The organism is Erwinia sp. TECH1, assembly GCF_054057575.1.
Window position 1 is genome coordinate 116734 of sequence record NZ_JBSRZK010000001.1, and the last position, 13430, is coordinate 130163.

Sequence of the window (13430 nt, forward strand, 5' to 3'; positions counted from 1 at the left end):
AAGCAAAGCGCACCGCGAAAGTTCTCTAACCGACGACCATGACAAATCCAGGAGAGTTAAGTATGTCCGCTGAACACGTTCTGTCGATGATGAACGAGCATGAAGTCAAATTTGTTGACCTGCGCTTCACTGACACCAAAGGTAAAGAGCAGCACGTTACCATTCCTGCTCACCAGGTTAACGCTGACTTCTTCGAAGAAGGCAAAATGTTTGACGGCTCCTCCATCGGCGGCTGGAAAGGCATTAACGAATCCGACATGGTGCTGATGCCGGACGCGACCACCGCGGTCCTGGATCCTTTCTTTGAAGACTCTACGCTTATCATTCGTTGTGACATCCTTGAGCCAGGCACCATGCAGGGCTACGATCGCGACCCACGTTCTATCGCCAAGCGCGCCGAAGATTTCCTGCGTTCTTCCGGCATTGCGGACACCGTGCTGTTTGGCCCGGAGCCAGAATTCTTCCTGTTTGACGATGTGCGTTTCGGCGCGACCACCTCTGGCTCTCACGTGGCTATCGATGATATCGAAGCGGCATGGAACACCGGCAAAGAATATGAAGGCGGCAACAAAGGCCACCGTCCGGGCCTGAAAGGCGGCTATTTCCCGGTGCCACCGGTCGACTCTTCACAGGACATCCGTTCTGCTATGTGTCTGACCATGGAGCAGATGGGTCTGGTTGTTGAAGCTCATCACCACGAAGTGGCGACCGCAGGTCAGAACGAAGTGGCCACCCGCTTCAACACCATGACCAAAAAAGCCGACGAAATTCAGATCTACAAATATGTCGTGCACAATGTGGCGCACGCTTTCGGCAAAACCGCGACCTTTATGCCAAAACCAATTTTTGGCGATAACGGTTCCGGTATGCACTGCCATATGTCCCTGTCCAAAGGCGGCACCAACCTGTTCGCTGGCGACAAATACGGCGGCCTGTCTGAAATGGCCCTGTTCTACATCGGCGGTGTGATCAAGCACGCTAAAGCGATCAACGCGCTGTCTAACCCGACTACCAACTCCTACAAGCGTCTGGTTCCGGGTTACGAAGCGCCGGTTATGCTGGCCTACTCTGCCCGTAACCGTTCCGCCTCTATCCGTATTCCAGTGGTTGCCAGCCCGAAAGCGCGCCGTATTGAAGCCCGCTTCCCGGATCCAGCCGCTAACCCATATCTGTGCTTCGCCGCGCTGCTGATGGCTGGCCTGGACGGCATCATCAACAAGATCCATCCTGGCGACGCGATGGACAAAAACCTGTACGACCTGCCGCCGGAAGAAGAAGCTGAAATTCCAAAAGTAGCCGGCTCGCTGGAAGAGGCGCTGAACGCGCTGAACGAAGACCGTGAGTTCCTGACTCGTGGCGGCGTGTTCACCGACGACACCATCGATGCGTACATCGACCTGCGCAAGGCTGAAATGGATCGCGTTCGCATGACGCCGCACCCGGTTGAGTTCGAACTGTACTACAGCGTCTGATTTCTGACTCCGGCGACTCGTCGCGTTAAAGCGGCTACGGCAGGCTCAGTGATTCGGGTGAACACGGGCCGCAGCGTAACGAACGCCGGAGATAGTGTTGCCGTGGAAATTTTCAGCCCATCTCCGGATGGGCTTTTTTCGCCGTGAGCGCCACGCGCAGAGAGACGAATTTCAGGTTCCATGACTATAATGCACTAAAATGGTGCAGGAGAACGCTGTTATGGCAACAGGCACGCAGCCCGATGCCGGGCAGATCCTCAACTCGCTGATTAACAGCATACTGCTGGTCGACAGCGAACTGGTGGTGCATTACGCCAATCCCGCCGCTCAGCAACTGCTGGCGCAAAGCTCCCGCAAGCTCTTTGGCACGCCGCTGCCGGATTTGATGGGCTATTTTTCCCTGAACATCGGGGTGATGCGCGAGAGTCTGAATGCCGGTCAGGGGTTTACCGACAGCGAGGTTACGCTGGTCGTCGACAGTCGCGCGCATATTATGTCTTTAACGGCGCAGCTGCTGCCGGACGGGCTAATCCTGCTGGAAATGGCGCCGATGGACAATCAGCGTCGCCTCAGTCAGGAACAGCTTCAGCATGCTCAACAGGTCGCCGCACGGGATTTAGTTCGCGGGCTGGCGCATGAAATTAAAAATCCGTTAGGGGGATTACGCGGCGCGGCGCAGCTGTTGGCAAAAGCCCTGCCTGACCCGGCCTTAACGGAATATACCAAAGTCATTATCGAACAGGCCGATCGCCTGCGTAACCTGGTGGATCGCCTGCTTGGCCCGCAGCAGCCGGGCATGCACGTTACGCAAAGCATCCATCAGGTCGCCGAGCGCGTGGTTAACCTGGTCTCAATGGAGCTGCCCGATAACGTTACGCTGATCAGAGATTACGACCCCAGCCTGCCGGAGCTGCCGCATGACCCGGATCAAATCGAACAGGTGCTGCTAAACGTGGTGCGTAACGCGCTACAGGCGCTGGGAGAAAAAGGCGGTGCCATTACGCTGCGCACCCGCACCGCATTTCAGCTAACGCTGCACGGCGTCCGCTATCGCCTGGTGGCCCGTATCGATATTGAAGATAACGGCCCCGGCATTCCGGCTCAGCTACAGGACACGCTGTTTTACCCGATGGTGAGCGGCCGCGAAGGCGGCACCGGTTTAGGCCTGTCGATCGCCCGCAGCCTGATCGATCAGCATTCGGGAAAAATAGAATTTAACAGTTGGCCTGGCCACACCGAATTTTCCGTTTATTTGCCTATTCGCCAGTGAGGTTTCTATGCAACGAGGGATAGTCTGGATCGTCGATGACGATAGCTCCATCCGCTGGGTGCTTGAACGCGCGCTTACTGGAGCCGGTTTAAACTGCGCCACGTTTGACAGCGCGAGCGAGGTGCTGGACGCGCTTGCCACCAAAACTCCGGACGTTTTGCTTTCCGATATTCGTATGCCCGGCATGGACGGACTGGCGTTACTGAAACAAATTAAGCAACGTCATCCGATGCTGCCGGTAATTATTATGACCGCACACTCCGATCTGGATGCGGCCGTCAGCGCCTATCAGCAAGGCGCATTCGATTACCTGCCAAAACCCTTTGATATCGATGAAGCCGTGGCGTTAGTGGAACGCGCGATCAGCCACTATCAGGAGCAGCAGCAGCCGCGCAACCAGCCGGTCAGCGGCCCGACTACCGATATCATCGGCGAAGCGCCGGCGATGCAGGACGTGTTTCGTATTATCGGCCGCCTCTCGCGTTCTTCAATCAGCGTATTGATCAACGGCGAGTCGGGCACGGGCAAAGAGCTGGTGGCGCACGCGCTGCATCGCCACAGCCCGCGCGCGAAGGCGCCTTTTATCGCGCTGAATATGGCGGCTATCCCGAAGGATCTGATTGAGTCGGAGCTTTTCGGCCATGAGAAAGGCGCATTTACCGGCGCTAATCAAATCCGTCAGGGACGTTTCGAACAGGCCGACGGCGGCACGCTGTTTCTGGATGAAATTGGCGATATGCCGCTGGACGTGCAGACTCGTTTATTACGCGTGCTGGCCGACGGCCAGTTTTATCGCGTCGGCGGCTATGCGCCGGTCAAAGTCGACGTCAGGATCATCGCCGCCACGCACCAGAACCTGGAGCTGCGGGTACAGGAAGGTAAATTCCGCGAGGATCTGTTTCACCGCCTGAACGTTATCCGCGTGCATCTGCCGCCGCTGCGGGAGCGTCGTGAGGATATCCCTCGTCTGGCGCGCTATTTCCTTCAGGTCGCGGCACGCGAGCTGGGCGTCGAGGCAAAAATTCTGCATCCCGAAACCGAAACGGCGCTGACCCGCCTGCACTGGTCAGGCAACGTGCGCCAGCTGGAAAATACCTGCCGCTGGCTGACGGTGATGGCCGCCGGCCAGGAAGTGCTGATCCAGGATTTGCCGCCGGAGCTGTTTGAAACCGCCACGCCGGACAATCCCGTGCAGTCACTGCCCGACAGCTGGGCGACGCTGCTGGCGCAGTGGGCCGATCGCGCGCTGCGTTCCGGTCATCAAAACTTGTTATCGGAAGCACAGCCAGAGATGGAGCGCACGCTGCTGACTACCGCGCTGCGTCATACACAAGGCCACAAGCAGGAAGCGGCGCGACTGTTGGGATGGGGGCGAAACACGCTGACCCGCAAGCTGAAAGAGCTGGGTATGGAGTAAAGCAGAAGAAGCATAAAAAAACGTCGATTCGCGCATTTTTTATGCTTTTGCGACTTTACACATCGGTATCAGTCAGTATCATTCTGAACCGTTATCGGGGAGGAAGATAATGCTGGAATCGTTAATTCATGTGGTGACGCACTACGCGCAGACGGGTGCCGCGCATCTGCCGCAAACGGCTATGGCCGCCGTGCTGTGCGCAGCGATGCTGAAATTTCCAGGCTGAGGCGCCAAAAATTTCAGCACTAAAAAGCCGGGAACGTTTTTGTTTCCGGCTTTTTTATGCTCGCCTCTTTTCAGATCACCCGCGAGAACTGCTGTAGGCGCGTTTGCTGGCGTAGATAGCGGTCAAAGCACATGCAGATATTCCTGACCAGCAGGCGCCCCTTAGAAGTGACCTGAAGGCCTTTCTCGCTGCGCTCCACCAGCCCGTCTGCAATCAGCGGCTCAAGCAGCGCCAGATCCTCCGCAAAATAGTCGGTAAAGGTGACGCCGTGCGAGGTAAAAGCGGCGAAATCCAGCGAGAAATTACACATCAGCGTTTTAATCACCTCGCGGCGCAGGATATCGTCGCCCGACAGCTCTACGCCGCGCCAGAGCGCCGTACCCTGCTTAGCCACGGCGTCATACCACTCTTTTAGCCCTTTCTGGTTTTGCGCATAGCCGCCGCCGATCATACTGATGGCGGAGACGCCCAGGCCCAGCAGATCGTTGTCTCCCTGCGTGGTATACCCCTGGAAGTTGCGATGCAGCTTGCCTTCCCGCTGGGCAACGGCCAGCTCGTCCTCCGGTCTGGCAAAGTGGTCCATACCGATAAACTGGTAGCCGGAGGCCATCAGCGCGGCAATGGACTGTTGCAGGATGGTCAGTTTCTGTTGGGGATCGGGCAGATCGGCCTCTTTAATTTTCCGCTGCGCGGCAAAGTGCGCGGGCATATGCGCATAATTGAAGACGCTAAGCCTGTCGGGGTTCAGCGCAATGACCTTTTGCAGGGTAAAGGCAAGGCTTTCCGGCGTCTGCTTCGGTAAGCCATAAATCAAATCGAGATTAACAGAGCTGAAGCCCACCCGCTTTGCCCGCTCGATAAGCGCGACGATAGTCTGCTCATCCTGTACGCGGTTAACCTTTTCCTGCACCTCTTTATTGAAATCCTGCACACCCATGCTCAGCCGGGTAAAACCTGCGGCAAAGAGATGATCGATCACGTCCGCTTCAATTTCTCGCGGATCGATTTCAATGGAAAGCTCCGCCTCGTCGCTGAAGGCAAAGTGCTGACGCAGCAGCGCCATCAGTGTGGAAATCTGCGCTTTACTGAGAAAAGTAGGCGTGCCGCCGCCCCAGTGCATCTGTGTCACGGTTCGGTTGCGGAAAAGCGCGGCGCGACTGGCGATTTCTACGGCTAAAGCTTCCAGATAGTCGTCAGCTTTATGCTGATGACGGGTAACGACTTTATTACAGCCGCAGAAGTAACAAAGGCGATGGCAGAAAGGAATATGAATATAAAGCGACAGCGGGCGATGGGGAGTACGCTGGCTGGCACGGATAAAATCGGCTTCGCGGTAAGCCTCGCTGAACTCCAGCGCGGTAGGATAAGAAGTGTAACGGGGACCCGAGATATTATATTTTTGCAGCAGGACGGGATCCCACTCAATTGTCTGCGTCACGATATTCTCTCCTGCATTGGCGTGTTGACCGTCGCGGAGGCGCTGTCGGCAGGACGGTCGGTCTGCGTAGCCGGGCTTTCAGCCGGGACAGACGCCGTAGTTTACCCAACATCCAGAGCAGGCAGCAGAACAGAATCAGCAGGTAAATTGATCCAGGCCAAATCATTGGCAGAGATACCTTATGCAGAAACGGCGCCCGTTGGCGCCGTCCTTTAAGTAAGTCCGAAAAGCATCGCCGGGATTAATTACCGCCTTTAAGCAGGCGATACATATCCTCTTCAGCTTCTTCATCTTCGACTTCGTCATCCAGCGCGATCCCCAGCTGTTCCATCAGCGTGTCGATGCGATCCAGCGTCTGGTCAAGCCACGCCTGCTCTTCTGCTTTCAGGGTGTCGCCATTTTCCAGCCGATCCAGCAGCGCATCCAGCCGCTCGTCGTTTTCGAGCTTCGCCAGCTCTTCTTCCGGCGTCAGACGGGGTTTCTTCTCTTCGGCTTTTTTCACCGGCTTAGCTTTTTTCGCGGGCTGCGCGGCAGCAGCGCCCAGCGCTACCGGCGTTTTACTGCCAATACGTGGATCTTTCTCTTTAGCGCTTTCGCCGTTTTTCTTTGTCGCCGCTACGGGGTTAGCGCGACTGCCGGAGGCGTGGCCGCGATGTTTCTTATCGCGTTTACGATCGCGCGCTTCCGTGTTGATTTCATCGCGCGTTTTACGCTTCGCTTTTGCCGCCGGTTTTTTCTGCGAATCGCGTACAGGTTGCTTCATGGTTTCTGCTCTCAGACTGTTTATCTTCAGTATAGAATTGCGGCGGAATCTAGCAGAAAGCAGACAAAGAAAAAAGGCGCCAGGTCACCCTGTCGCCTTTTTTCGCACCTTCCGCAGAAGGACTGACTAAGTCAGCATCCTTTTTGGCATCCAACTTCCCGGTTTTCCCTTGCCATGCCGTCCTCCGTGGACGCAGTCCTTTCCCTTCAGATGAGCCGTTCCCCGACACTTTCCTTCCCTGCTCAGTACCTTCCTGGCATCCCCCTGAGCGCTTCATCCTGAAGTGAGCCGTCCTGGCTCTGACAACAAATGTAGACTATATGGAGAAACTCACAAGGTAAGTTACGAAAAAATTTATTAATGTTTGGCCTTAAAATAATAAGCTATTGATTTTAAATAACTTAATTTTTAAAAGCTGGAAAGAAAAGGTAAAGTTCTGGCAAAAAGTATAGCCAATCTCTTACAAAGCCACCGCCGCGCCGCGTGCGGCTGGGCGCTTTTAATCCATACAGGGTATACTCTGCGCAATTGTTCTTATTATCTGGAGTTTCTAACTTGTCTGGCTGGAATTATAACCTTACCCACTTTGTCACCAGCGCGCCCGACATCCGCCACCTTCCAGCCGATATCGGTATTGAAGTGGCGTTTGCAGGACGCTCTAATGCCGGCAAATCCAGCGCGTTGAATACGCTAACCAATCAGAAGAGCCTGGCCCGTACCAGTAAAACGCCCGGCCGCACCCAGCTGATTAACCTGTTTCAGGTCACCGAAGGCTATCGCCTGGTGGATTTGCCTGGCTATGGCTATGCCGAAGTGCCGGAAGAGATGAAGTTAAAATGGCAGCGTTCGCTGGCAGAATATCTTCAGATGCGTCAGTGTCTGAAAGGGCTGGTTGTGCTGATGGATATCCGTCATCCGCTGAAGGATCTGGATCGGCAGATGATTGAATGGGCGGTACAGAGCGGCATTCAGGTGCTGGTGCTGCTGACCAAGGCGGACAAGCTGGCTTCCGGCGCGCGTAAAGCGCAGTTAAATCTGGTACGCGAAGCCGCTAAAGGGTTCGTCGGCGATGTACAGGTTGAAGCTTTCTCTTCGCTTAAGAAATTGGGCGTCGATAAATTGCGCCTGAAACTGGACAGCTGGTTCAGTGAAATTCCACCAGCGACGGAAGAAACGTTACCAGAAGCCTGATATCCGGCTGAACGACGCCCAATAAAAAACGCCCCAGTCATAACGACTGGGGCGGCTAATATTCAGCCAAATCCGGTTACGTGAAGTAAACGGTTTGAAAGATAGAACATCTTACCTCTGTACCCTACATCTTCAACTCTACATGATTTTTTCAGGCCTCAAAAGGATTTTTTACCGCCCCGTTTCACAAAATTCCCTTTTTTATCGAATACACTTCACAGAAAAATAGTTTTCAGGTAGCGAAGGCGCAAAAAAAATGTTTGAGCGATAACAGGTTAGCGCTGGCGTTATGCACGGTGTTATCGCTTATAAGCGCTCATTAATTGACAGGCTAAAGCGCTTTCTGGCATCACATTGATAAAGCCGGGCCTTAGCCCGGCCTCAGATTAATGCGCTTCGTCCCAGTTATGCCCTACGCCCACATCGACACGCAGCGGCACGTCCAGCTGCATACTGTTTTCCATCAGCTCGCGGATTTTCACCGTTGCCGCTTCGATTTCCGACGTTTTCACCTCAAATACCAGTTCATCGTGAACCTGCATGATCATCTTCACATCAGGATTAGCCTGCGGCGTCAGCCAGCCGTCGACGGCAATCATAGCCTTTTTGATGATATCGGCAGCCGTGCCCTGCATTGGCGCGTTGATTGCTGCCCGCTCGGCCGCTTTGCGACGCATCGCGTTGCTGGCTTTAATGTCCGGCAGATAAAGACGACGACCATCCAGCGTAGAGACATAGCCTTTTTCCGCCGCCTGCTGGCGCGTGCTTTCCATATATTCCAGCACGCCAGGATAGCGTTCAAAATAGAGATCCATGTATTTTCTGGCTTCGCCCGCGCCGATATTAAGCTGACGCGACAAACCAAAAGCGCTCATGCCGTAAATCAGGCCAAAGTTGATAGCCTTTGCGCTGCGACGCTGCTCGCCCGTCACCTTATCCAGCGCCATGCCAAACACTTCCGCCGCCGTGGCACGGTGAATGTCTTCTCCTGCCGAGAAGGCGCTCAGTAACCCTTTGTCCTGAGAAAGGTGCGCCATAATACGCAGCTCGATTTGCGAGTAGTCCGCCGCCAGGATCTGATGGCCCTCAGAAGCGATAAAGGCCTGGCGGATACGACGTCCTTCCTCATTGCGTACCGGAATGTTCTGCAGATTAGGATCGGTAGAAGAAAGGCGTCCCGTGGCCGTCACCGCCTGATGATAAGAAGTGTGCACGCGGCCGGTCAGCGGATTAATCATTACCGGCAGTTTGTCGGTGTAGGTTGATTTCAGCTTGGAAAGGCCACGGTGCTCCAGAATAACTTTTGGCAGCGGATAGTCCAGCGCCAGTTCGGCCAGCACTTCCTCGCTGGTGGACGGCGCGCCGCCGGGCGTTTTCTTGGTTGGCTTAATCCCCTGTTTTTCAAACAGAATAGTTTGCAGCTGTTTAGTAGAGGAAAGATTAAAGGGCTCACCCGCCAGCTCGTGCGCTTTCTGCTCCAGCTCTGCCAGACGCGTGGTCAGCTCCTGAGAATGTTTGGCAAGGATAGCCTGGTCAATCAGCACGCCGTTACGTTCAATACGGGAGATCACCGTCACCAGCGGCATTTCGATATTTTCGAAAACCTCTTTTGGCCCCTGCTCTTTTTCCAGCTCCGGCCACATTTTCAGATGCAGCTGTAGCGTTACGTCCGCATCTTCCGCCGCATAGTGCGCCGCTTGCTCAAGGGCAATCTGATTAAACGTCAGCTGCTTTTTACCTTTCCCGGCGATTTCCTCAAAGGTCACGGTTTTATGGTTCAGCCAGCGTGAAGCCAGCGTATCCATATCGTGACGGCCCACCACGCTGTTTAGCGCGTAGGATTCCAGCATGGTATCGAATTTAATACCGTGCAGTTCAATACCATAGTTGTTCAGCACGCCGCGATCGTATTTCAGGTTCTGACCAACTTTGAACAGTTTTTTATCTTCCAGCAGCGGTTTCAGGCGCGCCAGCACCTCTTTACGATCGAGCTGCAAAGGTGCGTCGAGGTAGTCGTGAGCAACCGGCAGGTAAGCGGCCTCACCCGGCGCCACAGCGAAAGCGATGCCGACGATATTGGCGCTCAACGTATCCAGCGAATCGGTTTCCAGGTCAAAAGCGAAAAGCTCGCTTGCCTGTAACTTTTGCAACCAGTCGGCAAAGGTCTCCTCGTCAAGGATAGTGACGTAGCCATCCGTCGCCAGAATGCTGGTCGCTTCAGGCTGCGGGCTTTCCGGCTGTTCCGCCAGGGTTTTCTGTGCAGCAGCGCCGCCTTTTTTCCCCTGTAGCCATTTACCCTCTTCCAGATCGGTGATCCAGCGTTTGAATTCATAGCGACGGAACAGCGTCAGCAGTTCTTCGACAGCAGGCTCGCTAACGATCAGCTCTTCACAGCCTGCATCGAGCGGCACATCAGTTTTGATGGTGGCCAGCTGGTAAGAAAGGAGAGCGACCTCCTTGTTTTGCTCCAGCTTAGCCGCCATGGTTTTGGCACCGCGGAAGGAGAGATCGGCGACTTTATCCAGGTTCTCATAGATATCTTTAATACCGCCAAGTCCCTGTAACAGCGCCTGCGCCGTTTTCTCGCCTACGCCCGGCACGCCCGGAATATTGTCCGAAGCGTCGCCCATCAGCGCCAGAAAATCGATAATCAGCGAGGGTGGAATGCCGTATTTCTCCACCACCTCGTCCGGGCCAAGAATAGCGTTATTCATGGTGTTGATAAGGGTGATATTTGGCGTGACCAGCTGCGCCATATCTTTATCGCCGGTGCTGATTAAAACGGGTATGCCCTTTTTACCCGCCTCCAGCGCCAGGGTACCGATAACGTCATCGGCTTCCACGCCCGATACCGCTAATAACGGCAGTCCCATTGCCCTGACCATATTGTGCAGTGGCTCAATCTGCGCACGCAGATCGTCCGGCATAGGCGGCCGATGGGATTTGTAGTGCTCAAAAAGTTCATCACGAAACGTTTTGCCCTTGGCATCGAAAACGACCGCAACATGGCTGGGTTTATATTGCAGCAGCAGGCTGCGCAGCATATTCAGCACGCCGTACATAGCGCCGGTAGGGTCGCCGGCGCTGTTGGTCAGCGGAGGAAACGCATGATATGCGCGATACAGGTAGGACGAGCCATCTACCAGAATAAGCGGGTTTTCTGCAATTTGTGCCATAGGTTTGTCACATTCCGGGTTAAATTTCACTATAGGGTAAGGATGCCACAGCTATACCGGAAATATGAAATATCTCCGGGCGCCACGCCTTTGTTTTGCGGCCTGTTTCGCAAACGCTTCCTGTGGATAACTTTGTGCGTAAATTTCATAACATATTAATACAGCTGGCGTACCGGGCTATACCAATTATTTAAATCGATAATTTTCAATAACTTAAATATTTAACCGCTAAGGATCCTTGCCCAAAGGTAATTTGCATTAATGTGGATATAAATTAGCGGCTAAACGATCTGGTGGATCTTTAGCAAGAAAAAGCGATCGGAAGAATTTTGATCTGACGAGGAAATGAAGAGGCGGTTTAACCGACACAGCGAGGTTGAAACCCTCGCTGTGTCAAAATATGGCTTACTTTTGGGTTAACAGGAATTTTACGACGTTAGCGTATTGCTGCGTGTAATTATCCATCGAGCTGGTATCCAGGCCACCGTTGTTAACCATATATTTACCGTTAACAAACATCGCCGGCACGCCGCGCAGATCGACATCGACCGCTGCTTTTTCCTGCTGGGCTACCAGCGATTTCACCACAAAGCTGTTCCAGGCCGCATCGTATTCTTCCGGCTTGATGCCGGCTGCCTTCACAAAGGCCGCTTTCAGGCTGGCCGGATCGGTGATGGTCTGGGTTTTCTGGATGCCTTCAAACAGCGGAGCAGTGACTTTATCTTCCACACCCAGCGCCATGGCAACGGCCCATGCCTGAGTCACCACTTTGCCCATTTCGCCGCCGAGGAATTCAACGTGATATTTAGTCACTTTAGTGCCGGCAGGCACGGCTTTTTTCACCGCGTCGCTAACGTGCCAGACGTGTTCGAATTCATAGCAGTGCGGGCAGAAGAAAGAGAAAAACTCCACAACCTGAGGCTCGCCGGTAACAGGTTTCTGTATCGTGACGTACTGCTGTCCATCGGTAAACTGGGCAGCAGAAGCGCTGAACGCCAGAAAAACACCAATCAGCGCGAATAAAATCTTTTTCATCTGGAAACTCTCTCCTAACAGCAAAAGAGGCTGACCGGAAAAGGCGATCAGCCCTGGAATGCAGGCATCAGCTGCAGCGGTGGCTCCTGCAACAGCCGGGTCTGCTCATTGAAAATAGCGATCTGTCTGCGCCAGAAATCTTCGTCCGTCATCCATGGAAAGCTGGCCGGAAACGCCGGATCTTCCCAGCGGCGCACAATCCACGCCAGATAATAAACCATCCTCATAGCGCGTAAAGGCTCAATCAGTGACAATTCGTGTGTGTCGAACTCGCAGAATTCACCGTAGGCTTCCAGCAGGATATCCCACTGAATACGCTGCTCCTGAAGATCGCCGTTAACCAGCATCCATAGATCCTGTACGGCAGGGCCATTACGAGCGTCGTCCAGATCCACAAACAGCGGGCCATCGCGCCACAGAATATTGCCGGGATGGCAATCGCCGTGCAGACGAAGCGGCTGCCACTGAGTATGCCAGCACTTTTGTAAAGTTGCGCTGAGCAGATCGACGCTTGCCAATAAATTCTGTTTCAGCTTAGCCGGGATCAACGTGCTGGATTCAAGCACCTGACGAGGTTCGTGGATATACTCCTCCAGACCAAAGGTCGGACGAGCATCAAAGGTTTTTTTACGTCCCGTCTGGTGAATACGGCCCAGAAAACGACCAACCCATTCCAGATGATCGTAGTTATCCGTTTCGTATTGCCGTCCTCCCAGGCTGGGGAAAACGGTAAATAAGTAGCCGTTATGTTGATGCAGCGTTTGCCCTTGCAGCGCAAGCGGCGCGGCCACGGGGACCTCATCAGCCAGCAGCTCGGCAGTAAACCGGTGTTCTTCTTCGATTTGCAGCGAAGACCAGCGCTGAGGGCGATAGAATTTCACCACGTAACGCTTTTTGTCCTCGTCGGAAAACTGATATACCCGATTTTCGTAGCTGTTCAGCGCGGTAAGCCCCGATTCAACGCGGATGCCCGTTTCCCAGAGCGCATCCAGGATCGTATCAGGATTAAGGTTTTGAAAGTTAAAGGCGGGTTCAGTCATCCGGCGTACTCATCGATAATCGTCATGCATTGAGGATACCATTAATCGCCCGTACGTCGGATGAACAGCGGCAGTTAATCTTTAATAACGCCGCGCGCGCGAAGCAGCGCCGTTTTGAAATCGTCTTCATAATCTTTTTGCAGGCCCGGGATAGCTTCGCTTTTGTCAGCATTGCGTAGTTTAAGATGATAAATCAGCACGTCATCGCTCAGGTCGGCCAGGGGCTGAGTAAATCCTGCCTCATCCGCCATTTTCTGCAAAAATTGCACTAAATTCAGGTCGGGTTCCTGTTGCCAGGCTGGCTGCAGCAGTGAAATTAACTCGTTAAGACGGTGACATTTCATAATAGGGTTCCTGTGAGATTCGGGTTCCGCTACGGTAGCAGGGTTAATCCCACAAAAA

12 protein-coding genes are annotated in these 13430 nt (G+C 54.0%); 5 read left to right on the forward strand and 7 right to left on the reverse strand.

Translation table 11 applies throughout. From position 1 onward, the window contains the following. Positions 1-62 precede the first annotated feature (62 nt). The 4 genes from glnA (at position 63) to ACVWZ0_RS00585 (ending at position 4385) form a co-directional block, all read left to right on the forward strand. Positions 63-1472, forward strand: coding sequence for a glutamate--ammonia ligase (gene glnA / locus ACVWZ0_RS00570; RefSeq protein WP_253456937.1), 1410 nt, complete (start codon positions 63-65; stop codon positions 1470-1472). A gap of 220 nt (positions 1473-1692) precedes the next feature. Next, positions 1693-2742, forward strand: coding sequence for a nitrogen regulation protein NR(II) (glnL, locus tag ACVWZ0_RS00575; protein WP_253456934.1), 1050 nt, complete (start codon positions 1693-1695; stop codon positions 2740-2742). A 7-nt stretch (positions 2743-2749) separates the two neighbouring features. Next, positions 2750-4159, forward strand: coding sequence for a nitrogen regulation protein NR(I) (gene glnG, locus ACVWZ0_RS00580; protein ID WP_253456931.1), 1410 nt, complete (start codon positions 2750-2752; stop codon positions 4157-4159). Between the two features lie 109 nt (positions 4160-4268). Then, on the forward strand, positions 4269-4385 hold the full coding sequence (locus tag ACVWZ0_RS00585) for a YshB family small membrane protein (RefSeq protein WP_148101258.1): 117 nt from the start codon (positions 4269-4271) through the stop codon (positions 4383-4385). A 70-nt stretch (positions 4386-4455) separates the two neighbouring features. On the opposite strand, the gene hemN is transcribed toward ACVWZ0_RS00585, so the two are convergent. Together hemN and yihI are read right to left on the reverse strand one after the other, a co-directional pair. Continuing rightward, on the reverse strand, positions 4456-5826 hold the full coding sequence (gene hemN / locus ACVWZ0_RS00590; protein WP_253461177.1) for an oxygen-independent coproporphyrinogen III oxidase: 1371 nt from the start codon (positions 5824-5826) through the stop codon (positions 4456-4458). Positions 5827-6064: 238 nt separating this feature from the next. Next, positions 6065-6586 (reverse strand): Der GTPase-activating protein YihI, encoded by a 522-nt coding sequence (gene yihI, locus ACVWZ0_RS00595; protein WP_253456928.1) that lies wholly within the window; start codon positions 6584-6586, stop codon positions 6065-6067. Positions 6587-7141: 555 nt separating this feature from the next. On the opposite strand from yihI, the gene yihA reads away from it, so the two are divergent. After that, positions 7142-7777, forward strand: a complete 636-nt coding sequence (gene yihA, locus ACVWZ0_RS00600) for a ribosome biogenesis GTP-binding protein YihA/YsxC (protein ID WP_253456926.1) — start codon at positions 7142-7144, stop codon at positions 7775-7777. 62 nt (positions 7778-7839) lie between these two features. Here yihA and ACVWZ0_RS00605 read toward each other — a convergent pair whose 3' ends face one another. The 5 genes from ACVWZ0_RS00605 to ACVWZ0_RS00625 all read right to left on the reverse strand — a co-directional run bounded on the left by ACVWZ0_RS00605 (position 7840) and on the right by ACVWZ0_RS00625 (position 13372). Further along, positions 7840-7887 (reverse strand): hypothetical protein, encoded by a 48-nt coding sequence (locus tag ACVWZ0_RS00605; RefSeq protein ID WP_440135769.1) that lies wholly within the window; start codon positions 7885-7887, stop codon positions 7840-7842. A 276-nt stretch (positions 7888-8163) separates the two neighbouring features. Continuing rightward, on the reverse strand, positions 8164-10953 hold the full coding sequence (polA, locus tag ACVWZ0_RS00610; RefSeq protein ID WP_253456923.1) for a DNA polymerase I: 2790 nt from the start codon (positions 10951-10953) through the stop codon (positions 8164-8166). Positions 10954-11358: 405 nt separating this feature from the next. Continuing rightward, a complete protein-coding gene (gene dsbA, locus ACVWZ0_RS00615; RefSeq protein ID WP_253456921.1) occupies positions 11359-11988 on the reverse strand; it encodes a thiol:disulfide interchange protein DsbA in 630 nt (209 codons plus the stop codon). Positions 11989-12035: 47 nt separating this feature from the next. Next, the gene (locus ACVWZ0_RS00620) at positions 12036-13028 is read right to left on the reverse strand and encodes a serine/threonine protein kinase (RefSeq protein WP_253456917.1); all 993 of its coding nucleotides are present in this window, start codon (positions 13026-13028) and stop codon (positions 12036-12038) included. Between the two features lie 74 nt (positions 13029-13102). After that, positions 13103-13372, reverse strand: a complete 270-nt coding sequence (locus ACVWZ0_RS00625; protein WP_125290661.1) for a YihD family protein — start codon at positions 13370-13372, stop codon at positions 13103-13105. Positions 13373-13430: the final 58 nt, after the last annotated feature.

Excerpts from the sequence above, each read along its gene's own strand:
- glnA (WP_253456937.1), top strand. The coding sequence starts at position 63 with ATGTCCGCTGAACACGTTCTGTCGATGATGAACGAGCATGAAGTCAAA.
- glnL (WP_253456934.1), top strand. The coding sequence starts at position 1,693 with ATGGCAACAGGCACGCAGCCCGATGCCGGGCAGATCCTCAACTCGCTG.
- glnG (WP_253456931.1), top strand. The coding sequence starts at position 2,750 with ATGCAACGAGGGATAGTCTGGATCGTCGATGACGATAGCTCCATCCGC.
- ACVWZ0_RS00585 (WP_148101258.1), top strand. The coding sequence starts at position 4,269 with ATGCTGGAATCGTTAATTCATGTGGTGACGCACTACGCGCAGACGGGT.
- yihI (WP_253456928.1), bottom strand. The coding sequence starts at position 6,586 with ATGAAGCAACCTGTACGCGATTCGCAGAAAAAACCGGCGGCAAAAGCG.
- polA (WP_253456923.1), bottom strand. The coding sequence starts at position 10,953 with ATGGCACAAATTGCAGAAAACCCGCTTATTCTGGTAGATGGCTCGTCC.
- dsbA (WP_253456921.1), bottom strand. The coding sequence starts at position 11,988 with ATGAAAAAGATTTTATTCGCGCTGATTGGTGTTTTTCTGGCGTTCAGC.
- ACVWZ0_RS00620 (WP_253456917.1), bottom strand. The coding sequence starts at position 13,028 with ATGACTGAACCCGCCTTTAACTTTCAAAACCTTAATCCTGATACGATC.
- ACVWZ0_RS00625 (WP_125290661.1), bottom strand. The coding sequence starts at position 13,372 with ATGAAATGTCACCGTCTTAACGAGTTAATTTCACTGCTGCAGCCAGCC.